At 59.6% G+C, this 24,349-nt stretch carries 21 protein-coding genes; 9 read left to right on the top strand and 12 right to left on the bottom strand.

Annotated features, from left to right (window positions below; all coding sequences use genetic code 11):
- The first annotated feature begins 5 nt into the window (after positions 1 to 5).
- Positions 6 to 602: a tRNA-(ms[2]io[6]A)-hydroxylase gene (miaE, locus tag BEN48_RS00490; protein ID WP_070731858.1), complete on the top strand. Its 597-nt coding sequence runs from the start codon at positions 6 to 8 to the stop codon at positions 600 to 602.
- Between the two features lie 79 nt (positions 603 to 681).
- On the opposite strand, the gene BEN48_RS00485 is transcribed toward miaE, so the two are convergent.
- From BEN48_RS00485 to BEN48_RS00460, 6 genes are all read right to left on the bottom strand, one after another.
- Positions 682 to 1,719, bottom strand: a complete 1,038-nt coding sequence (locus BEN48_RS00485) for a DUF1259 domain-containing protein (protein WP_070731856.1) — start codon at positions 1,717 to 1,719, stop codon at positions 682 to 684.
- 210 nt (positions 1,720 to 1,929) lie between these two features.
- On the bottom strand, positions 1,930 to 3,222 hold the full coding sequence (fahA, locus tag BEN48_RS00480; protein WP_070731854.1) for a fumarylacetoacetase: 1,293 nt from the start codon (positions 3,220 to 3,222) through the stop codon (positions 1,930 to 1,932).
- A 179-nt stretch (positions 3,223 to 3,401) separates the two neighbouring features.
- A complete protein-coding gene (locus BEN48_RS00475) occupies positions 3,402 to 3,653 on the bottom strand; it encodes a NifU family protein (RefSeq protein ID WP_070727744.1) in 252 nt (83 codons plus the stop codon).
- 10 nt (positions 3,654 to 3,663) lie between these two features.
- A complete protein-coding gene (locus tag BEN48_RS00470) occupies positions 3,664 to 4,767 on the bottom strand; it encodes an Mrp/NBP35 family ATP-binding protein (RefSeq protein WP_070731852.1) in 1,104 nt (367 codons plus the stop codon).
- A 199-nt stretch (positions 4,768 to 4,966) separates the two neighbouring features.
- The gene (locus tag BEN48_RS00465; RefSeq protein WP_070731850.1) at positions 4,967 to 6,817 is read right to left on the bottom strand and encodes a glycoside hydrolase family 2 protein; all 1,851 of its coding nucleotides are present in this window, start codon (positions 6,815 to 6,817) and stop codon (positions 4,967 to 4,969) included.
- Between the two features lie 130 nt (positions 6,818 to 6,947).
- Positions 6,948 to 8,213, bottom strand: a complete 1,266-nt coding sequence (locus BEN48_RS00460) for an asparagine synthetase B (protein ID WP_070731848.1) — start codon at positions 8,211 to 8,213, stop codon at positions 6,948 to 6,950.
- Positions 8,214 to 8,427: 214 nt separating this feature from the next.
- Here BEN48_RS00460 and BEN48_RS00455 point away from each other — a divergent pair, with 214 nt between their 5' ends.
- From BEN48_RS00455 to BEN48_RS00445, 3 genes are all read left to right on the top strand, one after another.
- Positions 8,428 to 9,666, top strand: a complete 1,239-nt coding sequence (locus BEN48_RS00455) for an ABC transporter permease (protein WP_070731929.1) — start codon at positions 8,428 to 8,430, stop codon at positions 9,664 to 9,666.
- Positions 9,667 to 9,728: 62 nt separating this feature from the next.
- Entirely contained in the window at positions 9,729 to 10,499 is a 771-nt protein-coding gene (locus BEN48_RS00450; RefSeq protein ID WP_125932402.1) for a hypothetical protein, read from the top strand.
- A gap of 50 nt (positions 10,500 to 10,549) precedes the next feature.
- The gene (locus BEN48_RS00445) at positions 10,550 to 11,371 is read left to right on the top strand and encodes a helix-turn-helix transcriptional regulator (RefSeq protein ID WP_070731844.1); all 822 of its coding nucleotides are present in this window, start codon (positions 10,550 to 10,552) and stop codon (positions 11,369 to 11,371) included.
- A gap of 9 nt (positions 11,372 to 11,380) precedes the next feature.
- Here the strand turns inward: BEN48_RS00445 and mtaB are convergent, their stop codons facing one another.
- Together mtaB and BEN48_RS00435 are read right to left on the bottom strand one after the other, a co-directional pair.
- A complete protein-coding gene (gene mtaB / locus BEN48_RS00440) occupies positions 11,381 to 12,724 on the bottom strand; it encodes a tRNA (N(6)-L-threonylcarbamoyladenosine(37)-C(2))-methylthiotransferase MtaB (RefSeq protein ID WP_070731842.1) in 1,344 nt (447 codons plus the stop codon).
- A 73-nt stretch (positions 12,725 to 12,797) separates the two neighbouring features.
- Positions 12,798 to 14,660 carry an LTA synthase family protein gene (locus tag BEN48_RS00435; protein ID WP_070731840.1) on the bottom strand — a complete coding sequence of 621 codons (1,863 nt, stop codon included), beginning with the start codon at positions 14,658 to 14,660 and terminating at the stop codon, positions 12,798 to 12,800.
- A gap of 247 nt (positions 14,661 to 14,907) precedes the next feature.
- Between BEN48_RS00435 and BEN48_RS00430 the strand changes: the two genes are divergently transcribed.
- A complete protein-coding gene (locus BEN48_RS00430) occupies positions 14,908 to 17,097 on the top strand; it encodes a glutamine synthetase III family protein (protein WP_070731838.1) in 2,190 nt (729 codons plus the stop codon).
- 148 nt (positions 17,098 to 17,245) lie between these two features.
- Here BEN48_RS00430 and BEN48_RS00425 read toward each other — a convergent pair whose 3' ends face one another.
- A complete protein-coding gene (locus BEN48_RS00425; RefSeq protein WP_125932401.1) occupies positions 17,246 to 17,791 on the bottom strand; it encodes a hypothetical protein in 546 nt (181 codons plus the stop codon).
- A gap of 304 nt (positions 17,792 to 18,095) precedes the next feature.
- On the opposite strand from BEN48_RS00425, the gene BEN48_RS00420 reads away from it, so the two are divergent.
- The gene (locus BEN48_RS00420; protein WP_317043656.1) at positions 18,096 to 19,076 is read left to right on the top strand and encodes an NAD(P)H-quinone oxidoreductase; all 981 of its coding nucleotides are present in this window, start codon (positions 18,096 to 18,098) and stop codon (positions 19,074 to 19,076) included.
- Between the two features lie 144 nt (positions 19,077 to 19,220).
- Here the strand turns inward: BEN48_RS00420 and BEN48_RS00415 are convergent, their stop codons facing one another.
- On the bottom strand, positions 19,221 to 19,832 hold the full coding sequence (locus BEN48_RS00415; RefSeq protein WP_070731831.1) for a thioredoxin family protein: 612 nt from the start codon (positions 19,830 to 19,832) through the stop codon (positions 19,221 to 19,223).
- 70 nt (positions 19,833 to 19,902) lie between these two features.
- Positions 19,903 to 20,388: a TlpA family protein disulfide reductase gene (locus tag BEN48_RS00410; RefSeq protein WP_070731829.1), complete on the bottom strand. Its 486-nt coding sequence runs from the start codon at positions 20,386 to 20,388 to the stop codon at positions 19,903 to 19,905.
- Between the two features lie 175 nt (positions 20,389 to 20,563).
- Here BEN48_RS00410 and ispG point away from each other — a divergent pair, with 175 nt between their 5' ends.
- On the top strand, positions 20,564 to 22,552 hold the full coding sequence (ispG, locus tag BEN48_RS00405; protein ID WP_070731828.1) for a (E)-4-hydroxy-3-methylbut-2-enyl-diphosphate synthase: 1,989 nt from the start codon (positions 20,564 to 20,566) through the stop codon (positions 22,550 to 22,552).
- Positions 22,553 to 22,969: 417 nt separating this feature from the next.
- On the opposite strand, the gene BEN48_RS00400 is transcribed toward ispG, so the two are convergent.
- Positions 22,970 to 23,452, bottom strand: coding sequence for a nuclear transport factor 2 family protein (locus BEN48_RS00400; RefSeq protein WP_158010057.1), 483 nt, complete (start codon positions 23,450 to 23,452; stop codon positions 22,970 to 22,972).
- 286 nt (positions 23,453 to 23,738) lie between these two features.
- Between BEN48_RS00400 and BEN48_RS19260 the strand changes: the two genes are divergently transcribed.
- Positions 23,739 to 23,912 carry a DUF6728 family protein gene (locus tag BEN48_RS19260; protein ID WP_193408643.1) on the top strand — a complete coding sequence of 58 codons (174 nt, stop codon included), beginning with the start codon at positions 23,739 to 23,741 and terminating at the stop codon, positions 23,910 to 23,912.
- Between the two features lie 11 nt (positions 23,913 to 23,923).
- Positions 23,924 to 24,289 carry an MmcQ/YjbR family DNA-binding protein gene (locus tag BEN48_RS00395; RefSeq protein WP_070731826.1) on the top strand — a complete coding sequence of 122 codons (366 nt, stop codon included), beginning with the start codon at positions 23,924 to 23,926 and terminating at the stop codon, positions 24,287 to 24,289.
- The last annotated feature ends 60 nt before the right edge of the window (positions 24,290 to 24,349 follow it).

Here is a 24,349-nt window from a genome sequence, read left to right as displayed (position 1 = left end):
CGATAATGAAAGAAAAAACCATTCTGAAATTAAAGCTGAATACCGACCCGCGGTGGGTAAATATTGCTGAGAAAAATATCGAAGAAATTCTGGTGGACCACGCCTGGTGCGAGCAAAAAGCGGCCAGCACCGGCATCAGCATGATTATCCATTACCCGGAAAAAAACCGCCTGGTTGACGAGCTCACCGACCTGGTGGCCGAGGAGTGGAGCCACTTCGAACGGGTGCTCTTGGAGTTGCGCAAACGCGGTTTTCAGCTGGGCCGGCCGCGCAAAGACGAGTACGTAGTGCAGCTGCTGGCGCACGTGCGCAAAGGCGGCGCCCGCGAGCGCCAGCTCATGGACCAGCTCCTGGTTTCGGCCCTGATTGAAGCCCGTAGCTGCGAACGATTCAAGCTGCTTTGGCAAAATATTGCCGACCAGGAATTGAGTAAATTCTATTACGAATTGATGGTGTCCGAAGCCGCGCATTTTGTGGCCTACGTGGATTTGGCCAAGGAATACTGCGACCCCAAACTGGTAGAAGAACGGTTGCAGGAATTGCTTCTGATTGAAGGCGAAATCGTGACCAACCTGCCGGTGCGCGACGACCGGATGCATTGAGGCGTTGAGGGGCTATGATTGCTCAGCACTTCTGACTTTTTATACCACCTTTTCGCTGGCATGCGGATGGGGTACAGTGTTAATGCGTCATCCTCTTCATGCCACCGGGTTTGCCTCGACCTAGCTGGTCGAGCGCCGCGCGAAATCCTTGGGCCAGTTGCGCTGCCGGGCCACGGCCATAATAGTGCAGAAACATCATGCGGGGCTGGTCGAAGAGCATGTGGTTGTGCACGGCCACTACTTCGAGGTTATGAGCCCGCAATGCTTTAATCACGGGATTGACTTCAGCCTCCAGCATGGCCACGTCGCCGGCAATGTGGGCGTCGGCCTGCTTGCCGGCAAACGCCGCCCAAGAGTTCAAGCCAATGGCGGCGGTCATTTCAGTCCCCATCATGAGGGGTTGCAGGTCGGCTCGGCCCACGGTGTACTTATAGGTTGGGCCGTTTACCACCCCCGGGTAGCCCACCAGCCGGTCCAGCGCCGGCAGGTCAAACAAGTCCTTGCCCGTGGGCGGCCCGGCGCTTGGCGTGGCATTGGTGCCGGCCTGCGCCGGAGCGGGCGCGAGAGCGGGCGGTTGGTTGGCCGGCAACAGCTTGGAATCTTTTAACGTGGCCGCAAACTTCCTGGCCAACTCGGCCGGCGTGCCCATGCCGTGCACGTGCATGTAGAAGATGCGCGGCTCCTCGTAGAAAAAATGGTTGTGCACCGCCCCAATCTCTAGGCCATTGGCCAAGGCGGCCGACATCAGTGGGTTCACCTCTTCTTGTAGCAGCACCGTGTCGCTCATCAACATTGCGGACTTACCGTCCAGGGTGTGCTTGATGGCCACCCACCCCCCGAACCCGAACGAAATGGGCACCGGCTCCCCTTTTATCGTCACTTTCAAATCGTTGCGCGGCAGCGGCGTGGTATGCGTCGCCTGCGCCTCTACGTAGTTTCCCTTCTTGCCTAGGGCCGCTTCAATGGCTGCAATTTCCCCGACGGTCAGCGCCGGGGTTTTGCCGGCGGCTGGGGCGGCAGTGCTGGTTGCAACAGGCAGCGCACCCAGTAGTACTGGGGTGGTGGCAAGGGCCGCCGTTTTGAGCCAGTTGCGGCGGGAAAAGTGGAAATCAGCCATAAGCACGTACGATAAGTAAAGTTGTAAATTATTCCCCTTTCAATTAACTCCCCAGAGAAATTCCAAATTCAAAGCGGATAACTGAGCCAACGTACAAAATGAGTTTAAGAAACTGGTTAGATAAATCTGCGTTCACGAAACTCAATTTGAGAGGATTTTCGTCAACGTTTGATTAAGAACTGATTAAGAACTGATTAAGGCTGGGCAGGCTTATTGTTCGACAGCCGGGAGCACGGTGCCGCGCACCTCGCCAAAGCCGATGCGTACACCGTCTTTCTCGGCGTAGCCGCGCATGGCCACGGTGTCGCCGTCCAGGATGAACTTGCGCTCCGTGCCATCGGGCAATTGCAGGGGGCGGGTGCCGCGCCACGTCAGTTCCAGCATGGAGCCCAAAGAGTCGGGGGTGGTGCCGCTGATGGTGCCGGAGGCGTAGAGGTCGCCGGTTTCCAGGTTGCAGCCGTTGGAGGCGTGGTGGGTGAGCTGCTGGGCCATGCTCCAGTACATGAGCCCAAAATTGGTGCGGCTGATAGTGGTTTCGGGGCCCTGCGCGGGCGTGAGGGCCACTTCAAGGTCAATGTCGAAGTTGTGGGCGCCGTCCTGGTTGAGGTAGGGCAGGGGCGTGGGTTGCTGCACGGGGCCGGCAATGCGGAAGGGCTCCAGCGCATCGAGCGTGACCACCCAGGGTGCCAGGCTACTGCCGAAATTCTTGCCCAGAAAGGGCCCCAGGGGCACGTATTCCCAGCTTTGCAGGTCGCGGGCGCTCCAGTCGTTGAACAGGCACAGTCCGAATATGTGCTCCTCAGCCTCGGCAATGGGCACGGTGCTGCCCAGCGCGGTGCCGGTGCCCACCACAAAGGCCATTTCCAGCTCAAAGTCAAGCTGGCGGCTGGGGCCGAACGTGGGCGTTGCCTCGTCGGGGGCTTTGCGCTGGCCGTTGGGGCGCCGGATGTCGGTGCCGGACACCACGATGCTGCTGGTGCGGCCGTGGTAGCCAATGGGCAGGTGGCGCCAGTTGGGCAGCAGGGCGTTGGCCGGGTCGCGGAACATGGTGCCCACGTTGGTGGCGTGCTCGATGCTGCTGTAGAAATCGGTGTAGTTGGCGGGCTTTACGGGGCGCAGCATGCGCACGTCGGTTTGGCGCAGCAGGCAGTCGCGCACGGCCGCTTCGTTGTCGCGCAACAGGGGCTCGTCGTGGCGCAGCAGCTCGCTCACGCGCTGGCGCACCGCCCGCCACGCCGGCCGGCCCAGGCGCAAAAACGCATTGAGGGAGCGGCGCCGAAATACCTTGGGCTGAGCGGCTCCCAGCTCCGTCAGGTCTTCAAAGAAACCATGCTGGCTGGCCGCGTACAGGTCGAGCACGTAGGCTCCAATGGCCACGGCCAGGCGCGCGCCCCGCTCTTCGGTTTCGAACACGCCAAACGGCAGGTTTTGAATGGGAAAGTCGCTGGTGGGCGGAATGTCAATCCAGGAGCGAAGGGTGGGCGAATTCGGGGCAGTGGCCATGCAGGGCAGGGTGTTTTGTGGGAGAAAGGAAAGAGGGCAAAAAGAACGTCATGCTGAGCGGAGCCGAAGCATCTCGCGTGCAGTAGTAAACTAATCGAAAGGATTACTACCACACGCGAGATGCTTCGGCTGCGCTCAGCATGACGTTCTTACTTTACCAAATAACTGTCAGAAACCGCTTAGCGGGCTTCAACGGCCGTGATTTCGGGCACGGCCTTCTTCACGGTGTCTTCCAGGCCGGCGCGCGTCATCGGCGACATGGGGCAGGCCCCGCAGGCGCCTTCCCATTCGAGCTGGAGCACGCCTTCGGGGGTGATGTTGGCCACGCGCACGTTGCCGCCATCGGTGGCCAGATACGGGCGCAGGCTATCCAATGCCGCCTCAATACGGGGCATCAACGGATGGTCGAAAACGGGGGCAGATGCTGGCATGTCCACGGGATTAAGGGTTCATTTGAACGATGGCCGTTTTAGGGGCCACGTTGTTACGGATGCTGATTTGCCGGGCTACGGATTCGGCCAAAGTAGCAAAGAGCTGGCCCACTTCTGACTTTGGGTCGAGCACCGCTGGCTGCCCCTCGTCGCCGTTTTCGCGAATGCTTTGCACCAGCGGCAGCTGGCCCAGCAGCGGCACGTCGTGCTGCTCGGCCAAGCGCCGGCCGCCATTCTCACCGAAAATAAAGTACTTATTGTCGGGCAGCTCGGCAGGGGTGAACCAGGCCATGTTTTCCACCACGCCCAGCACGGGCACGTTAATCTGGGGCTGGCGGAACATCTGCAAGCCCTTCTGAGCATCGGCCAGGGCCACCTTCTGGGGCGTGGTCACGATAACGGCCCCTGTTACGGGCACCGTTTGCACCATGGTCAGGTGGATGTCGGAAGTGCCGGGCGGCAGGTCGAGGAGCAGGTAATCGAGCTCGCCCCAGTCCACCTCCGTAATAAACTGCTTGAGCGCCGACGAAGCCATGGGCCCACGCCACACAATGGCTGCCTCGGCCGGCGTCAAAAAGCCGATGCTCATCATCTTCACCCCGTATTTTTCGATGGGTTTAATCAGGTTTTTGCCGTTAGGGCCCTGAAAAACGTGGGGGGCTTCGTTCTCCACGCCAAACATGGTGGGCATGCTGGGGCCGGAAATATCAGCATCTATCAGGCCCACTTTGGCGCCCGTGGCCGCCAGCGCCACCGCCAGGTTGGCGGTAACGGTGCTTTTGCCCACGCCGCCTTTGCCCGAAGCAATGGCGATAATGTTCTTAACGCCCGGCAGCAAATCGCCGCGGTTGTTGCGCAGCGTGGTCACGCGCGAGGTCATGGTAATCACCACGTTGGCGTCCTTGTCCACCATCGTGTGGATGGCGCGCTCGCAGGCATCGTGAATGAGCTGCTTGAGGGGGCAGGCAGGCGTAGTAAGCACCACCGTAAAGGCAACGGTAAGGCCATCAATCTCAATGTTCTCAATCATGTTGAGCGTCACGAGGTCCTGGCCCAGGTCGGGCTCTTCCACGTAGCTCAGGGCTTTGAGAACGGCTTCTTGGGTTATGGTCATAGGGCAGGCAATGCGCCGGGAAATGGCGCGCTGCAAAGATAACCCCGGAAGCGGCGGGCAGGTTCGGAACCGTTCAAATTGCTTTTTAACTGCGCTACGGCCTTATTATCCCCAGGCTGACCGTCTTTTCTGCCGCGGGTTTCTCCTGAAATGCGCGCACGTCATCGCCCTCGAGCCGACGAATCTCTCACGGTGGCGGCTACTCCAGAAATTTCATCTGCCGCGAGGCCAATAGCTCGGTCGGTACGCTCAAGGCGCCGGTGTGCGCGTCAATCAGGCCGTTGCGCTCGTCTTCAATGTTGGTGGCCTGGGTGTACACGTCGCCCGCAATCGGGCGTCGGCGCAGCTCCTGCTTGAAGGCGCGGATGCTGCTGGTGCGGGCTTCCGCGTCCTGCGGCCCGCCGTAGTCCGGAAAGCCAAAGCCGCCCCATTCGCTCACAATAAGCGGCACTTGCCGGCGGTAGAAAAAGGCGTCGCCCACCACCAGCGGAAACGCGGCGGTGCCCTCCATCTGGCCGCCCACCAGCCGGTCGAGCAGCTCCTGCCACCGCGCCAGGTCGGGGGTGTAGAGGTGGGCCGTGAGCAGGTCCGACTTGAGCCGGCCGGTGTGGGACACGTGGTGCCAGCCGTCGTTGTCCACTACCAGAAACTGCGGGTAGGTTATCTGCATAAAGTGGTAGGTATCCACGATGTACTGCCGGGTTTCGGGGTTGGTGGCAATGTCCTGGGCGCCCCAGTCCTCGTTGTAAAGGCTCCAGATGATGATGGAGGGGTGGGTTTCGCTCAGGGTCACGAGCCGCAGCAGCTCGGCGCGGTGGTTTTCGCGGCTGCGGGGCGTGGAGCTGTGCGGGCTGGGCACTTCCACCCACAGCAGCAGGCCCAGCTCGTCGGCCAGGTTATAGATGCGCGGGTCGATGCCGGCAATGTGCACCCGCACCAGGTTGCAGCCCAGCGCCTTCATGGCGTGCATGTGCAGCTGCATCTCCTTGTAAGTGGCCTGGCCGGGCTGGTAGAGGATGCCGTCGAGGTAGGTCGACTGATTATTGAGGTACACGTGCCGGCCCCGCGCTTCAATTTTGCGTAGCCCAAACAGCGTTTCGATGGTGGAAGCGTAGCCCTCGCTGTCCACAAGTTGTGCCACCAGCCGGTAGCGGTGGGGCGCTTCCGGCGACCACAACTCGGCGCCGGGCACTTCCAGCACCACGCGCTGCTGCCATTGGCCGGCCTCCAGGCGAACGGGAAAGTCCGAAGCCGCCAGCGGGCTGGTGCGGTTGGGCGTTTTAGGGTCGAACACCTGCAGGCGAATCACGTAATCGCCGGGGTCGTGGATGCGCAGCGTCACGTTGAAGCGCACCAGCTGGTCTTCCACCACGCTCACCACGCCCACGCGGGAGCGCAGGCGGTTGCGCTCCACCACTTCCAGCCACACGCTGCGCACGGCGCCGGTGTAGGTCTGGTACCAGATGCCGCCGCGCTTGTACACGTGCGACTCCTGCTTGCCGCGCGGGGTTTCGCCGTCCATGTTGTCGGCAATGCGCACGGTGAGGCGGTTTACCGGGCGCAGGTATTCCGGGTCCAGCTCGTAGGTGAAGGAGGTGTACTCGCCAAAGTGCACCTCTTCGCCTTCAATGGTGCTGAGCGGGTGGCCGTTGAGCCACACCCGCGTTTCGTAGCCGCAGGCCCCAAACGTGAGCTGCACCATGGAGCAGGGCTGGGGCTCTTCAATTGCCGGCAGGGCAAACTCGCGCTCGTACCACACCACCACCTGGTCGTGCCAGGCGGCGGCACCATGCTGGCCGCGGGCCTGCGCCAAATGCTCTTCTACCGAGCCCGGCCACTGGGCCGTGTGCGCGTAGATGTGTCCGGCCGCCCAGTCCTGTTGCAAGCCCACATCGGCGTCGTCGTGCGCAAACCGCCATTGCCCGTCCAGCAATACGTGGCTGCTCCTGCGAAGCACCGCCCGGGGCAGCGGGTTGGAGTTTTCGGTGGTGGGCGATTCTTCGGGGCGGCTAAACGAGAGCGAGTAGTTCGAAGGGTGCAGGTCTTCCATGCGGGGCGGTGGAATAGGGGGCTGAGCGGGCGTGTGCGAAGAAGCACACAACCATATTAACGGCCACCGCCGCCAGAATGATGCACCCGCACCGAAACCAGCAGAGGCAGCCGGTTGCCGCTCGGGTTGCTCAGGTTTTCTGTTTCTTCTTCTTGGCCGCCGGAAACAGAATGTTGTTCAATATGAGGCGGTAGCCCGGCGAGTTGGGGTGCAGGGCGAGGTCAGTTGGTTCTTCGCCCACCAGGTGCTGATAGTCTTCGGGGTCGTGGCCGCCGTAAAAAGTCCAGGTGCCTTTGCCCAGGGTGCCGTGCAGGTAGCGCGCCTCGCCGGTCTGCTTGGTGTCGCCCATCACTATCACATCCGACTTGATGAGGCGCTTGCGGAAGGCCGTGGTTTGGCCCATAAAGCCGTGGATGGTTTTTTCGTGGTTCTGGCACAGCATGGTGGGCACTGGGTCGTACTTGGCCGAGAAGGTGAAGAGCGAGAAATAATCGTTCTGCTCGCCCAGGCCGCGCTCGTTGGGCTGCATGTCGATGTTGGAGTACTCGTACTCGAAGGGGTTGCGCACCAGCTGGAAATTCTCGAAGGCCAGGCAGCGGTTGAAGTTCAGCTTGGACTGCGCGTTGGGGTCGGCCGGGTCGCCATCGTACATGCTTTCCACCATGTCAATGCCCAGGCCGGCCAGGGCAATGTCGTAGCTGTCGGTGGCCGAGCACATGGCAAACAAAAAGCCGCCCCCGGCAATGAATTCCTGCATTTTCACCGCCACGGTGCCTTTCATCTGGCTCACTTTGCCAAAGCCGTTGCGTTTGGCGGCGGCTTCGGCGTCGCGCACCTGCTGCTGGTACCAGGGGTAGTTGCGGTAGGTGGCGTAGAACTTGCCGTACTCGCCCGTGAAATCTTCGTGGTGCAGGTGCAGCCAGTCGTACTTCGGCAGCTGGCCGGCCAGTACCTCGTCGTCGTAAAGCTGGGTGTAGGGAATCTCGGCGTAGGCCAGCACCATGGTCACGGCATCGTCCCAGGGCTGCTTGCCTTTGGGCGTGTACACCGCAATTTTGGGCACCTTCTCCAGCTTCATCACGTCCATGTTGGCGTTGGGGTCGGCTATTTCCTGGAGGATGGCCGTGTACTGCGCCTCGCTGATGACCTGGAATGAGACGCCGCGCACCGCCAGCTCATTTTCTGCCCCGGCCGTGGTTTCAAAGGCGAACGCGCCGCCCCGGTAATTCAGCAGCCAGTCGACGGGCACTTCGCGCTGCAGCAGCCAAAAAGTGACGCCGTAAGCCTTGAGGCACTCCTTTTGGGTGTTGTCCATGGGCACCAGCACGTGGTTGGCGCGGGCCGCCAGGCCGGTCAGGGCCACCAGCAAAGTCAGCAGAATACGCTTGAGCAGCATCGTTTTTTTGGTAAAGGAAACGCATCCATCCAACCAGGTTGCGTCGTGGGTGGTTCAAGTTAAGCGCTGCGCGTCGAACTTTGACCGGGCCGCCAACCCAAATGGAGTTACCCCGCCAGTCCGGCGTTGCGCGATGCGCATCTTTGCTGCAACTTTTGCACGGCCTTTCCCCCGCCGGGCCACCAGTACTTACCTCCGGTTCAAGCCCTTTCCCATGAGCCCCCTCGAAAACGTTCGCGAAGCATTCCGCTCCATCCGCTCCAATTTGTTGCGCACCATCCTCACGGCGCTCATTCTGAGCATCGGCCTGTTTGCGCTGGTGGGCATTCTCACGGGCATTGATGCCATGAAGAATTCCCTGTCGGAAACTTTCGCCAGCCTCGGCGCCAATTCCTTCGAGATTCATGCCAAGGGGTACAACAACCGGGGCCGGCGCGGGGGCGTGCAGTCCAAGCAGTACACGCCGGTCAATTACCTGCAGGCCACCCAGTACAAAAAAGCCATGGGCGATGACGCCCAGGTAGGCATTTCGGCCTTTGTGGCCGGGGCTGCCGAAATGAAAGCCAACGGCATCAAAACCAACCCCAACATGCAAGTGGTGGCGGGCGATGAGAACTACCTCAAAATTCAGGGCTATAACCTGGCCAACGGCCGGAGTTTTTCGCAGTCCGAGCTGAATAGCGGCGCCAATGTGATGATAGTGGGGGATGAAATTCGCCTCAAGCTGTTTCCCAAGCAAAGCCCTGTGGGCAAGTACGTGTCGGCCCTGGGCCGCCGCTTCCTGATAGTGGGCCTGTTGGAGAAGAGCGGCAGCAGCATGGGCGGGGGTGGCGCCGACCGCCTGGCCCTGCTGCCCCTGGAAACCGGCAACCAAATGCCCCGGCAGCGCGCCCTCACCTACGACATTAAAACGGCCACCGACCAGCAGGGCACCCTCGACTTTCTCATCGGGCAGGCTACCGGCGTGATGCGCGCTGTGCGGCACGACAAGCTGGGGCGGGAAGACAGTTTCGTGGTGGAGAGCAGCGAATCGCTGGCCAACGACCTGAATTCGATTTCCGGTAAAGTGAAGGTGGGGGGCACCATTATGGCCTTTATCACGCTGCTCGGGGCCAGCATTGCCCTCATGAACATCATGCTGGTATCGGTGACGGAGCGCACCCGTGAGATTGGGATTCGCAAGGCCCTGGGCGCTACGGCAGTTCAGATCCGCCGGCAGTTCCTCATCGAAGCCATTGTTATCTGCCTGATGGGCGGCACGCTGGGCATTGTGCTGGGCGTGCTGGGCGGCAACGGGGTGGCTACGTTTGTGGGTTCCGGCTCGTTTCTGGTGCCGTGGGGCTGGATTGCCACGGGCTTGGTCATTTGCGTGGGCGTGGGGCTGGCGTCCGGGTATTACCCTGCCAGCAAAGCCGCCGCGCTGGACCCCATCGAATCGCTCCGCTACGAGTAGCAGCCAGGGAAACTGCAGAGAAGATGCGAATAGGGGTTTTGAGCTTATTCTTGCTGGTAGCCATGCCCGGCGCTGCCCAACCCGGGCCGGGCCTGCAGGCGCAGGTAGTGGCCTTGAGCGGGAAAGGCAAAGGAGCCACGTTTAAACTGCCGCAAGTGGCGCTGGAAAATCGCGCGGTGGCCGAGCTTATCAATCGCCAACTGTTGCGGCGCATTATCGCGCCTAATGTCGACAGCCCGATTGACACCATGGGCACCCCGGCGCAGCAAATTCGGCGGGCCGCTGCCCTGGACTGCTGCTTTAGCGGCACGAACTACACCGTGCTGCTCAACCAAGGCGCCCTGCTTTCGCTGGAGCTCACCTTCGAATACCACGGCACCTATTACTACGAGCGCACGGACCACATCACCTTCGACCTGAACACCGGCCAGGTTCTGGCCCTGGCCGATGTGATAGCCGATGCTCCCAAAACATTGAGCAGCCGCTTGCGCAGCGCCATCAGCCGCCGAATATCCGAGGAATTAGCCCGGGCCACCGCCGAATACGGCGATTCCGCTACTGTTGCCGATTTGAAGCAGCGTTTTGGGTGGAATGCCAAAACCCGGCAAGTCGTATTTGCCCGCGACGCCCGGCCGGCCGGTGCCCCCGAGCCCAGCCTGACCGAATTTGCGCTTTCGCCGCACGCTGTGCTTTTGTACTACCGCGTGGGGTTGCCTCCCGGCCTCTTGAATTTCACCCCCAACGAAACCTATGCCTTTCCGTGGAGCGGGCTGCGACCGCGAGGGCCGGCCCAGCAGCTGGTTCCGCCAGTTACGGCTGCACCCAAGCGGTAATAGTCCGGCGGTGGTATACATTTGCGTATCTACTCATTTGTGGAAATGCTATGACTACCCCCGTTCCCGTACCCATCGACCAGCGCTTTGCCCAACTCATTCAGCAGTTTGGCCTCACCAAAAACAGCTTTGCCATCTCCCTGGGTAAAACTGCCAGCGTGGTGCAGCACCTCATTGATGGCCGCAATAAGCCGGGCTACGACCTTCTGTGCCGGGTATTTGAGATTTATCCAAATGTGTCGAGGGACTGGCTGTTGTTGGGGCGTGGCCCGATGCTGGTGAGCGGTGAACCCACCGCGAAGCCAGCCGCACCAGCAGCGCCGGCTGCATCCCAAGAGCCGCCTCTGGAACCCATCGATTTGACTGATGTGGAATTGGCCCCGTTGCGGCGGAGCGTGCCGGGCGTGGCCGGCACCCGCCTGCAGCCCGCCGAAATTGCCGCGACGCTGGCCCTGGCCGCCGCCGCCAACCAGCCGGCCCGTACGTCGGCCACCGCTCCCGTCGAAATGCCAAGTACGCCCTCCAGTACTGCCCAGCCGGTACCAGCCACGGCGCAGCCATCTACATCCTCTGCTCATAACACGCCGCCGCCTGCGCCGGTGATGGCTGCTGAAACAGCTCCGCCAATAGGCGGTAGCCAGCCCCCAATCGTGCCGCCAGCCGCGCCCGTTGCTACCCCTCAGCAAGGGCCCGTTGCCGCGCCACCCGCGCCGGCAGCAGTGACTGGACCTGAAACCTATGTTGCTGTTGCCTTGCATGCGCAGCACCTGCAGCATCAACTGGCCCTCGCGGAGTTGCGCAATATGCACCTGCAGGAGCAGCAGCAAATGCTGCGCGAAATGCTGGCCATGGCCCGTCAGGGCATGGTTTAGGACACCGTCCTAATCGGTTAAGACCAGAATGCCCATTTCCTCGGCGTCCATCAGGCCCAGGGCATTTACGCCGGTCAGGCGGAGGGTTTTCATTTCGCCCACCAGCAAAGGGTCATATTTGGCGTTTACGCGGATGTAGTTAGGTGTGAAGCCTTCCATGCGGCCATCGGTCACGTCGTCTTCAAACAGCACGTCGGTTTCCAGGCCCAGGTGCTGCTCGTAGAAAAAGCGCTTTTTCTTTTCCGATAAGCTCCGCAGCTGGGTGGTGCGCTCGTGGCGCACCCGGTCCTGCACCCTGCCGGGCAGGGTTGGGGCCAGCGTATCGGGCCGCTCCGAATACGGAAATACGTGCAGGTAGCTAATGGGCAACTCGTTGAGGAAGTTGTAGGTGTCGAGAAAGTCCGCGTCGGTTTCGCCCGGAAAGCCCACTATCACGTCGACGCCAATGCAGGCGTGGGGCATCAGCTCCTTGATGCGGGCTACGCGGCTGGTGTAGAGCGCACGCTTGTAGCGCCGCCGCATCAGGCCCAGAATCTTGTCGGAGCCGCTTTGGAGCGGGATGTGGAAATGGGGCATAAACCGCGCCGAGTCCGCTACCGTCTCCAGAATACCGTCGGTGAGCAGGTTGGGTTCGCAGCTGCTGATGCGGAACCGACGAATGCCCGCCACCGCATCCAGGGCCCGTACCAGTTGAGTGAAATCCTCGCGCCGCTCGCGCTCGGGACCCTGCACGCCGAAGTCGCCCAGGTTTACTCCAGTCAGCACGATTTCCTTTACGCCGGTTTCGGCTAGTTTTTCTACCCGTTCTACCACGCTCGCTATGCTGCCCGAGCGGCTGGCGCCCCGGGCCAGCGGAATAGTGCAGAATGAGCAGGAGTAGTCGCAGCCATCCTGCACCTTCATAAACGTGCGGGTGCGGTCGCCAAACGAATGCGCCGCGTGAAACTCCGTGGCCTCGGAAATAGGAGAGGCGTGCACCTGGCCCGGCTGCCCGGCCGCAGGCTTCTTGAAATCGGCCAGGATGTCGACCAGCTGGAATTTCTCGGCCGCGCCCAATACGGCACTCACGCCCGGAATGGTGGCAATTTCCTGGGGCTTAAGCTGGGCGTAGCAGCCCACAATGGCCACAAAAGCTTCGGGATTGTGCTTGAGCGCCTGCTGCACCACCTTCCGGCACTTGCGGTCGGCGTGGTCGGTCACAGAACAGGTATTGATAACGTACAAATCGGCGCCGGCTTCAAAAGGAAGCTTTTGGAAGCCTTTCTCCTCAAACTGCCGGCCAATGGCCGACGTTTCGGAAAAGTTGAGCTTGCAGCCGAGGGTATAAAAGGCAACGGATTGGGGGGTGGGCATAGTCCCGCAAAGGTAAGGAAGAAGGCGGGGAGAGGTAATGCAGCGGGCCGCTCCCAACCGGAAATGTCCGGTGCTACTTGCGCTCGAAGTCCTGCAGGGTGAGCTGCTGCATGGCTTTGCCCAGCTCAATCTGCGCTTGAGTCACCTGTGTGTCGCGCTCCCACACCTGCCGGCTCACGTTGTCGTAAGTCATTAGCCCGGCCGATGAAACCGCACCGAAGCCGTTGTTAAAGCAGTAATAAGCGAATGGAACGGGGTTGGCAGCCAGCAAGTCGCGGCTCCACACAAAGTCGTCGGCCGGCAAATTCAACTGGTGCAGGAGCGTAGCTGCCACGTCTGTTTGCGAGCCAATGGTGCCCACCACTCGCCCGCGCGCCTCGGGGCGGATGGCGCCGCCGGCCAGCAGCAGCGGAATATGGAACTTGCCGGCCGCCTGGTTGGCAGAGTTGCCGGGCTGCTGGTGGCCGTGGTCGGCTACCAGCACAAGAAGCGTGTTGGCGTACCAGGGTTGTTTCTTGGCCTCCCGCAGGAATTTGCCGAGTGAATTATCCGTGTAGTAAACCGAGTTGCGAAACAGGTTGGCTTCGCTGGTGCCAGGGAATTTATTCTTCATCGGCACAGTGAAGGGTTCGTGGCTGCTTAGGGTGAAAGCGGTGACGAAAAAGGGCTGTGGCTGCTGCTTTAAATCCCTAAGCATGCGGGTAAACAGCACACCATCGTGCGCGCCCCACTTGGAGTTTTGCTCAGCCATAGCAAAGTCACTGCGCTCGGTTATGTGTTCGTAGCCTGCCGTCTGCACGTAGCTTTTCATGTTAGCAAACGCCAGCTCCCCGCCATAGTAGTAGTGAGAGCGGTAGCCCGCCGCGCCCATAATCCGGCCCAAATGGGGCAAATGCTCCGTTTTGCGCGGGTACTTGATGATGCTGGTGGTGGGCTGGTTAGGGTAGCCCGAGAGCAGCGCCACCAGCCCTTTCTGGCTGCGGTCGCCGGCGGCGTATATATCGGTAAAAAGCACGCCCGTTCGGGCCAGGCTGTCCAGCGTGGGGGTCACGCCCCGCTCGCCGCCCACACTGCCCACCAGCTTGGCCGTGAAGCTCTCGAGGATGATGAACAGCACGTTCGGGCGCGGCTGCATCAGCACGACCGGGCTGGTCTGGGGCAGGGGCGGGGCTCCCACCGCCAGCGGGTAGATGCCCGACACCAGCCGCCGCGCGGTGCTGTCGGGCATGAAAGGCTGCGGGGACTCTGCGCGGGACCGGAGCACCAGGGCACTCATCAGGTTCCAGGGCGCATTCAGGGCCGCGTGGTTGGCGAAAGCGGTGCGGGAGAAGTATACGTCGCTTTGGTTCACGGGTATCTGCTGGGTGCCGCCCCGCAGGGGCACCACCAGCAGGGCCGCGTACAGGAGTCCCGCCAGTGCCGCCCGGCCGCGGCCAAAGCCTCTGGCCAGCGGTGCCGGGCGCCCTAGCAAAACCTTGTATAAGGCCCAACCCAATAGTACCAGCCCCAGAAACAATCCCAGCAGCAACCCCACCGGCGCCGTGCCGGCCGATGCCACCATCTCCTTGGGCGAGCTTAGGTACTGCAGGGGGGTATCGTCGAGCCGGAACCCCCAAGTGCGGTATAGCTCCAAATCGGCCGTAATCAGAACCGCCAGAAACGTGCCCATGGCCGCCGTGTAGCCCGCCACCACCTGCCGGAAAGGAAACCGGGGCCACAGACTCCACACCACAAAAAGCACAAACGGCACAAGGCTTACATACGCCCCCGCCGAAGCATCCAGCCGCAGGCCGTAGCCGAAGGTGCCCAGCAGCGTGGTTGCATCCAGCTGCGAAGCCGCCTCGTGGTGGTATCCTAAAAAAAAGGCCCGACTAATGCCAAAAAACAACAGCCAGACAAGGAAGTAGCGCGGTTGAAACGCAAATCGGTTATTCACTCAACAAAGATAGAGGGGAGAGACATCTGGTATATGATGATAAAATTAGGGTAACAATGAGCGATAAGTAAGTTTTTGGCTGATTAGGGTTGTAATAGGATAGGGGTTTTTGCTAATAATTATCGTTTTTCTGAAAAATGCCCTGTGATTTTAGGGCCATTTGAAGTGAAAGTACTTTCGTTGCTTTATCTTTGCTTCCAGATAATCCATTATTGGTACCAACTATTCCCGCTCGGTTACTTCCTCCATGGCCATTCTCCGTTTCAAAGCCCTAGAACTCGTCAATCAGCGCCGCCCCATTAAGGTGATTCCCGCCGCAGCGCGCCGCTCCGATAGTTTCGGGCAAAATGTATTTAACCTGGAGGCCATGCGGGCAACCATGCCCGGCGATTACTTCAAAAAGCTGCAGGCGGCCATCAAGCAGGGCGCCACGGTGGAGCGCAACGTGGCCGACGCTGTGGCTTCGGCCATGAAAACCTGGGCCATGGCCAAGGGCGCCACCCACTACACGCACTGGTTTCAGCCCCTCACGGGCTCAACGGCTGAAAAACACGACTCCTTCTTCGACCTGAACTCGGATGGCCGGCCGATTGAAAATTTCAAAGGCTCCGCACTGGTGCAGCAGGAACCCGATGCCTCGTCTTTCCCCAACGGCGGCATTCGCAACACCTTTGAGGCCCGCGGCTACACGGCCTGGGACCCCACTTCGCCCGCTTTCATCATCGAAACGGTAGGGTCCAGAACCCTATGCATTCCCACCATCTTCGTGGCCTACACCGGCGAGGCGCTCGATTATAAGGCGCCTTTGCTGAAGTCGCTGGGCGTGCTCGAAAAAGCTGCCCTGGAGGTGTGCCAGTACTTCGACAAAGACGTGAGCCGCGTGAGCACCACGTTGGGCATTGAGCAGGAGTACTTCCTGGTTGACAAGGCGTTGTACGATGCCCGCCCCGACCTGGTGATGACCGGCCGCACCGTGTTTGGCCACGCGCCTGCCAAGGGCCAGCAGCTCGACGACCATTACTTTGGCTCCATTCCGGCGCGGGTGCACGGTTTCATGGTGGAGTTTGAGGAGGAATCCAACCTACTGGGCATTCCGCTCCGCACGCGCCACAACGAGGTGGCCCCCAATCAGTTTGAGTGCGCCCCCACCTTTGAGGACGCTAACCTGGCCATCGACCACAACCAGCTGTTGATGGACGTGATGGACCGCGTGGCTGAGCGCCACAACTTCAAGGTGTTGCTGCACGAGAAGCCCTACGCCGGCGTGAACGGCAGCGGCAAGCACAACAACTGGGCCCTGAGCACCGACACCGGCGTAAACCTGCTCGCGCCCGGCCGCCGGCCCAAAGAGAACCTGCAGTTCCTGGCCTTCCTCATCACCACCATTCAGGCCGTGCACCGCTACGCCGACCTGCTGCGAGCCAGCATCGCCTCGGCCAGCAACGACCACCGCCTCGGTGCCAACGAAGCGCCGCCCGCCATAATGTCGGTGTTTCTGGGCTCGATGCTGGACTCGGTGCTCGATGAGCTGGAGCGCACCGCCAAGCTCCCGCTCGACAAAGGCGACAATATTTATATGAAGCTGGGAATTGATAAAATTCCTGCTATCTTGCTAGACAACACGGACCGTAACCGGACTTCCCCGTTCGCCTTCACCGGCAACAAGTTTGAATTCCGGGCCGTGGGTTCATCGGCCAACTGCTCGTCGGCTATGACGGTGCTCAACACGATTGTAGCCGACCAGCTCATTGACTTTAAGGAATCAGTTGATGCCCTCATCAGTGAAGGCAAAAAGAAGGAAGTAGCCATTGTGGAGGTGCTGCGCGAGTACGTCATCAGCTCCAAGGCCATTCGCTTCGAAGGCAACGGCTATTCGGACGGGTGGAAGCAGGAAGCCGAAAAGCGGGGCTTAAGCAACATCGCTACTACGCCCCAGGCCCTCGACGCCATTGTGCGGGCCGATGCGGCTGAGCTGTTTGCACGCCACGGCATTTTCACGGAAGTGGAGCTGCATGCCCGCCACGAAATATTGCTGGAAGAATACCAGAAAAAAATTCAAATTGAAAGCCGCGTAATGGGCGATTTGGCCATTAACCACATCATCCCCACGGCGCTTTTGTACCAAACCAAGCTGGTAAACAACGTGCGCGGCCTGCGCGAGCTGGGCCTCGACGACGAAAACAGCCAGGTGACAATTGAAATGATTAAAGCCATTTCCCGCCACGTCACCACCATTAAAACCAATACCGATGCCATGATTGAGGCACGGAAACGAGCAAACAAACTCGGAGACGCCCGCACACTGGCCGTGGCGTATTGCGAAGAAGTAAAACCAAAATTCGACCCCATTCGCCGCGCTGTTGACAAGCTCGAGCAAATGGTGGCCGACGAGGACTGGCCCCTGGTAAAATACCGCGAACTGTTGTTCAGCCGGTAGTCAGGGGACGGAATCGGGTCCGGTGTTGGGTGGGAATTCTCGCCGCGCCCCGGTTTTTAAAGAGGTGCCTCCGTGAGGCGCCTTTTTTTGGAAGAGCGCCACAATCGTTTGCGGGATTATTTCGCTAAAACACCGCTCGTTTCACTGCTCATTTTGCTGGTTTTGCACTTTTTGCGGGCGCTGGGCTAGAAGCTGCCAACAGCAGCGGCAGCCGAGGGCTAAGTCCATCATCAGCTATTTCTTCGGCGCTGGTGCCGGGGTCGGGCACCAGTATTTTCCAGGTGGCCCGGCGCAGCTCGTCCAGCTTTTCCAGCGATTCGCTCACCGTAGCATTTGCCCGGAGCTTGTCGAACATGCCACTCTTGTGGCCGGCCACCAGCAGCTTTTCCAGCACCAGGGGCAGCACCCAGCCCACTACGTTGGAGGCCAACGCACCGCGCAGCCCCAGCCGCACCAGCAGCCTAACGGTCATTTGTTCCACCAGGATGACGCGGGCGGCGGGCAGGGCTTTATCGGCCAGGAAATCAGTCACCAGTTTCAGGTTGCCTTTCTCCACTTCGGCCCGCAGCACGTCCTGCACGCTGTCGAGCGCCCGGGCGGCCAACTGCCGGAACAAGCGGCCGGTTTGCCAGGCCGCCAGGCCGGTGAATCGGGCAGCGACCAACAGCGCCGGGACAAAACGTGGGGTTTTCATGAATTTTTGAGCAAGACTAGCCTGAATGCGCCGGTCAAAGAACGTGCTATTTCGCACTTGGGTTGAGCTTAGAAGCGGTTTGGCTTGGTATTTCTACTCCCTGCGGCGCTACAATGATTCGGCCGGTGCCTGCCACAGCCTTTGCTTGATTTCAACTTACAACAACTGCCCGGCGCTTACTTCAGCGGCGAGCGGCGAGTAGCCAAGTGTTTTCTAGAAATGAAACGTAAAAGGGCCTCCGGAAAAGGCCCTTTTACGTTTCATGAGCTTGCGGGCTTGGTTTTGAGGCCCCATCAACCCCTTTATGATGAAAGCAGTCGTTATTCAAGCGCCCGGCGGGGCCGAAGTTCTGCACGTGCAAGAACGCGGCCGCCCGCTGCCCGCGCCCCACCAGGTGCTCGTTCGGGTGCTGGCAGCCGGCGTCAACCGGCCCGATGTGCTGATGCGGCAGGGCAAGTATGCCGGCAGCGGCGAGGTGAGCGGGCTGGTACCGGGCCTGGAAATTGCGGGCGTGGTGGAGCAATGCGGTGCCGCCGTTGCGCGCTGGCAGGCGGGCGATGCCGTTTGTGCGCTGTTGCCTGCCGGCGGCTACGCCGAGTTTGCCGTGGTCGACGCCCGGCATTGCCTGCCGGTGCCCGAGGGACTTAGCATGATTGAGGCAGCAGCCCTGCCCGAAACCGTGTTCACGGTGTGGCACAACGTGTTTCAGCGGGGGGCATTGCAGGCTGGTGAAACGCTGCTAGCGCACGGGGGCAGCAGCGGCATTGGCACTACAGCTATTCAGCTGGCAAAAGCCCTGGGTAGCCGGGTTGCTATCACCGCCGGGGAGGATGCCAAGTGTGCGGCCTGCGCGGAACTGGGGGCCGACTGGACCGTTAATTACAAGACCGAAGACTTTGAGGAAGTGCTTAAAGACGTGGGGATGGACGTGATACTCGACATGGTGGGCGGCGAATACATTGCCAAAAACCTACGCTTGCTGAATGACGACGGGCGCCTGGTATTTATCAACGCCATGCAGGGGGCGGCCGGTGAGTTCAACGCCCTGGACGTCATGCGGCGCCGCCTGAGCATTACGGGCAGCACCCTGCGGCCCCGCTCCGACGATTTTAAAGCCGCGCTGGCCGCCGAGGTGGAACGGCACGTGTGGCCGCTGATAGCGGCCGGCAAATTCCGGCCCTTGATTGACAAGACTTTTCCCCTGGCTGAAGCTGCCGAAGCGCACCGCCTCATGGAAAGCAGCGCGCACATTGGCAAGATTGTGTTGGAAACGGGTTCTTTTTAGTCACCTACAATATTAAAACGTCATGCTGAGCTTGTCAAGCATCTCTACTGCGTAACTAATCAATTTTAGTATCGCGGTAGAGATGCTTCGACAAGCTCAGCATGACGTTCTTTTAGCTACTAGAGCTACAAAATTGCCGGCTGATTAAGCCTGCTTTTTCCACTTAATGGTGCAGCCAATGGCTTTAGTGGAATTAGTAGTGGCGGGCTTGCCGGCCATGATTTCGGTCATGGCGTTTTCCACGTATTTGGTTTTTACGAGGGTGGCATCTTCGGAATTGTCATCAATGGCGCCGATGTAGGAAACCACAAAGTCGTTGCCCTGGCGCTGCAGCACGTAGAGCTGCGGGGTGCGGGTGGCACCATAGGCTTTGGCTATTTTCTGGCTTTCGTCCTGCAAGTAAGGGAAGGCGTATTTCTTGGTTTGCATGGCAGCGTAGGAGTCGCCGGGAGCCACGCCAGGGTCGTTCGGGTTGATGGCCACTACGGGGTAGCCCTGGGCGGCGTATTTCTGGTTGAGGGCGATGATGCGGGCTTCGTAGGCCTTGGCGTAAGGGCAGGTGTTGCAGGTGAATACCACGATGTAGCCCTTAGCGGTTTTGTTGTCGGCCAGGGACACCATTTTGCCGTCGATGTTCTTCAGCTTGAAATCGGTGGCTTTGTCGCCTACCTGGTAGCCCTCGGATTGAGGCCGCAGGATGAAGCTGCTCAACAGCAAAGCGAAGCAGAGCAGGGAGAGGGGCAGTATTCTTTTCATGGCACGAAGAAGGTTGGGTTGATGATAAAGAGAGAACCGGGGCACAACTGGCTGTGAGTCTGCCATTAAATTACAAAAATTTCCGAAGGGCAGCTGTAAGCTCGGCTTTGGAGAGCTCCTGCTCGAAGGTGGCGCGCTGCTTGGTTTTGTTGTTGATGATGAGCGTGAAAGGGATGGAGCCCGTCCACTGGGCATCTACCTGCCCCAGCCAGGAGTTCGGGTCGGGTTCATTGAGAAGCACCACTTCGGACTTGAGGCCGCGTGCCTTCACGAAGGGCTTCACTTTTTTGTCCAGTTGCGAGGCGTAATCAAGGCTTACGAGCAGCACCTTTACTTTCTTGTTGGCATTGGCGCTGCCCACCTGCTCGAAGTTGGGCAGTTCCTTCACGCAGGGGCCGCACCAGGTGGCCCAGAAATTGACCACGTACGTGGTGTCGGTCTGCCGGGTCAGGCGCTTTTGCAGCTCGGGAAACTTGATGACGGCCACCTGCTGGCCGAAACTGGGAAGTGTTGCACTCAGTCCGATGCCCAGAAGTAAATATTTGAAAGAGAGCATAATATATGGCGTTTGGAATGCGACTTCTTTGGTCCCTGCGGCGCAGGTAGGTGCGGAGTAACACAGACAGCGAACCCCAGCCAGAAGTTGCGCCGGCAGGGGTGGCGCCCGCCGCTGCCCGCTTTACCTTTGTGTCACGGCGCAACTTTCGCCTTCCCTCCCTAGTTTTCGGGTTATGAATAAAACGTATTGCCCCAGCCTGACCGAGTACAAACGCCGTGTAGCCCGCGTGGTGAACATTGGCGATATTCCGCTGGGCGGCAATTACCCCATTCGGGTGCAGAGCATGACCACCGTGGACACCATGGACACGCTGGGCTCGGTGGAGCAGACGCTGCGCATGGTGGAGGCCGGCTGCGAGTACGTGCGCATCACCGCGCCCAGCATGAAAGAGGCCCAAAACCTGCTGGAAATAAAGAAAGAGCTGCGCAAGCGCGGCTGCAACGTGCCGCTCATCGCCGACATTCACTTCACGCCCAACGCCGCCGAGCTGGCCGCCCGCATCGTGGAGAAAGTGCGCGTGAACCCCGGCAACTACGCCGACAAGAAGAAATTTGAAGAAATAGAATACACCGACGCCACCTACGCGGCCGAAGTGGAGCGCATCCGCGAGCGGTTTCGGCCACTGGTTCAGATTTGCAAGCAGTACGGCACCGCCATGCGCATCGGCACCAACCACGGCTCGCTGTCGGACCGCATTTTGAGCCGCTACGGCGACACCCCGCTGGGCATGGTGGAGTCGGCGCTGGAGTTTCTGCGCCTATGTGAGGAAGAAAACTACTACAACGTGGTGCTGAGCATGAAGGCCAGCAACACCCAGGTAATGGTGCAGGCCTACCGCATGCTGGTGCAAAAGCTCGACGAAGAAGGCCTGCAGCCCTACCCGTTGCACCTGGGCGTGACCGAAGCCGGCGAAGCCGAAGATGGTCGCATCAAGAGTGCCGTGGGCATCGGCACGCTGCTGGAAGATGGCCTGGGCGACACCGTGCGCGTGAGCCTGACCGAAGCGCCGGAAGCAGAGGCTCCGGTGGCCAAAATGCTGATTGACCGCTACACGCACCGCGCGGAGTTGGCGCAGCCTATCGCGCCGGTGGTAGGTGAGGAACCAATCAACCCCTTCCAATACTTCCGCCGCGTGACGCGCGAAGTAGAGAACATCGGCGGGGCCAACGTGCCCCGGGTTATCGCGGATTTATCGCGCCTGCAGGGCCTGGAATTCGCCGATTTGCGTGCGGCCGGCCAGCTGTACTCGCCTTTTCTCGACAAGTTTCAGATGTCGGATTTGGGCGCTGACTACATCTACACCGGTCAGGTGCCTTCGCCCTTTATGCTGCCCAATGGCCTGAAGGAAATAGTGGACTACAGCGCTTGGCGCGACGCCGGCCACCGCGCCGACCATTTCCCCGTGCTCACGCAGGCTGAATACGCCGTGGCCGCCATGAAGCACCCGACGCTGAATTTTGTGTTTCACAACCTGGCGTCTCTGACGGCACCGGCCCTCAACCAATTGCGCGAAGACCGCACGGTGGTGGTGTTTTTGTACACCGAAAACGCCCACGCCATGCCGGAAATCCGGCGTGCCTTTTTTGAGCTGATGAACGCGGGCGTCAATTGCCCGGTCATCATCAACCGGCAATATCCGGCCCTGCGCGATGAGCAAACCCAGCTCTACGCCGCTACTGATGTGGGCGGCCTGTTGCTCGACGGCCTCGGCGACGGCATCGTGCTGAGCACCGAGCTGCTGCCGGAGCGCCCCAAAGCCGAATGGCTCACCACCATCGACAGCCTGAACCAGCTCTCGTTTGGCATCCTGCAGGCGGCCCGCACCCGCATGAGCAAAACCGAGTACATCAGCTGCCCCAGCTGCGGCCGTACCCTGTTTGACCTGCAGGAAACCACCGCCATGATTCGCAAGCGCACCGACCACCTTAAGGGCATCAAAATCGGTATCATGGGCTGCATCGTGAATGGCCCCGGCGAAATGGCCGACGCCGACTACGGCTACGTGGGCGTAGGCAAAGGCAAAATTGCCCTCTACCGCGGCCAGGAAGTCATCAAGAAATCAGTGCCCGAAGAAGCCGCAGTGGACGAGCTAATTGAGTTGATGCGCGAAGACGGGCGTTGGATTGAGAAGGAAGTTGTAGAGGAGCCGGTGGGTGTGTAGGTTCATAACAACATCATGCAGCTTTTGCACACACTATTTATTTGGTTTTATTGCGCAGCGCATCGAACCAGATGGTCCGATGGCACGCAAAGAGCTACTGCTGCGATGAGCTTGTTTTTTGGCTTTCTATTATTCGACGTATTACTTGTGCTAACTAAGATTGTTCGTGTTGACTTGCAAATAAGTAGCGTTGCGACTCTGTTTGTTTTGATAATTCCGGTCCTAGTTATCTTTCATTTCTTAGAAAAATTCTACGATAAAAAACACCGAAGAATAGTAAGGCAAGCTTCTGAAATTCATGGTGAATCACGCTTGGTTCGCGGAGTATTTGCTTTGGCTCTAACTCTAGGGGCTGGTGTAATCCCAGTTTGGCTGGATTTTAAGCCAATTAATTAAAAACAGCTGCATGCCAGGGCTTTATCGGCACTTCTCCTTGCGGCGCGTGTCAATAACGTGCGCAATTTTCCAGCCGTCGGCCAGCTTCACCAACTGAAACGAATTGTAGCCGCAGTGGCTGAAGGTGCCGCCTAGGTAGAACTCGTAGGGCGTCCAGACGCTGGCCAGGTTGGCATCGATTAAAATATTGGCGAAGGTGATGCGCTCATCCCAGACTTTAGGGTGCGGCGTGCCCACGGCTTTGAGGAAAGCTAGCGGGCTCTCGGGCGCTAGTTTGGTGACGCCGGCTTTGGTCCCGATGGTGTGGAACACCGCCCCAGGAGCCAGGGTGCGGCGCACGGCGGTGCTGTCGCCCTGGCGCATGCCCTCGAAAAAGGCGGTGATGGTTTTCTTGACGTCGGCGGTTTCGGCGGCGGTGGCTTGAGCGCGGCTTTGAAGGCTGGCGCCGCAAAGCGCAATACCAATGAATGGGGTGAGCAGTTTTTTCACTAGGAGGGAAGGCATGGGAGCTGCTAAAGGTAGCATGAGCACGAAATTGCGGCCTTCGTCCTTGAATGATGCCTGCTACGTCTGCCCCAGGTAGCCGGGCAGAGTAGCGTGTTCACAATTACCTTCGCCGGACAGCCGCGCAATTCACTGTGGCTCGCGTATCATTCCTGACTCAGACACAACGGATTGCGGCCTGACCGCATGGCTTGATTTAGCTGCAGAAATATGCAATAAATCGGGCCATTAGCCAATCATTCTGCCCCGTCTTTTGTTACCTTTCTGAACCCAAATACCTGCTACCATGAACGGTAAGAACCTCTTTAATTTCGGTCCGGTCCTCGGTTATTACTTCCGCGGCAAGGACGCCAACCGCAAGAACAACTTCAACATGAAGACCATGCACTTCATCAATAAGCTCAGCTTGGCGATGTTTCTGGTGGGCCTGGTCGTGATGTTTTTCCGCTACGTGGTGTAGCGCTGAATTTAATGAATATTGAGGATTTCCGCGATTATTGCCTGGCCAAGGCGGGCGTGACCGAGGAAACCCCTTTCGGTCCCGAAGTCCTCGTGTTTAAGGTGGGCGGCAAAATGTTTGCCCTCACCGATATTGATACCTTCGGCAGCATCAACCTCAAGTGCGACCCCGAGCGGGCGCTGGAACTGCGCGACGCCCACGACTACGTGCTGCCCGGCTACCACATGAGCAAAAAGCACTGGAACACCGTGCTCATTGGCACCGGTGTTCCGCTGGCCCAGCTCCGCGAGCTGATTGACCATTCGTACGCGCTGGTGCGGGCCTCGCTGCCCAAAGCAGCCCGTGAGGCGATAGGCGAGGGCACTGGGATAGAATAAAAAAAAGACGGTCATGCTGAGCGCAGCCGAAGCATCTCTACTGCATAAGTAATCTAGTTA

The organism is Hymenobacter glacialis (assembly GCF_001816165.1).
Taxonomy (GTDB): domain Bacteria; phylum Bacteroidota; class Bacteroidia; order Cytophagales; family Hymenobacteraceae; genus Hymenobacter; species Hymenobacter glacialis.
This window is presented reverse-complemented; position numbering and strand designations above follow the sequence as displayed.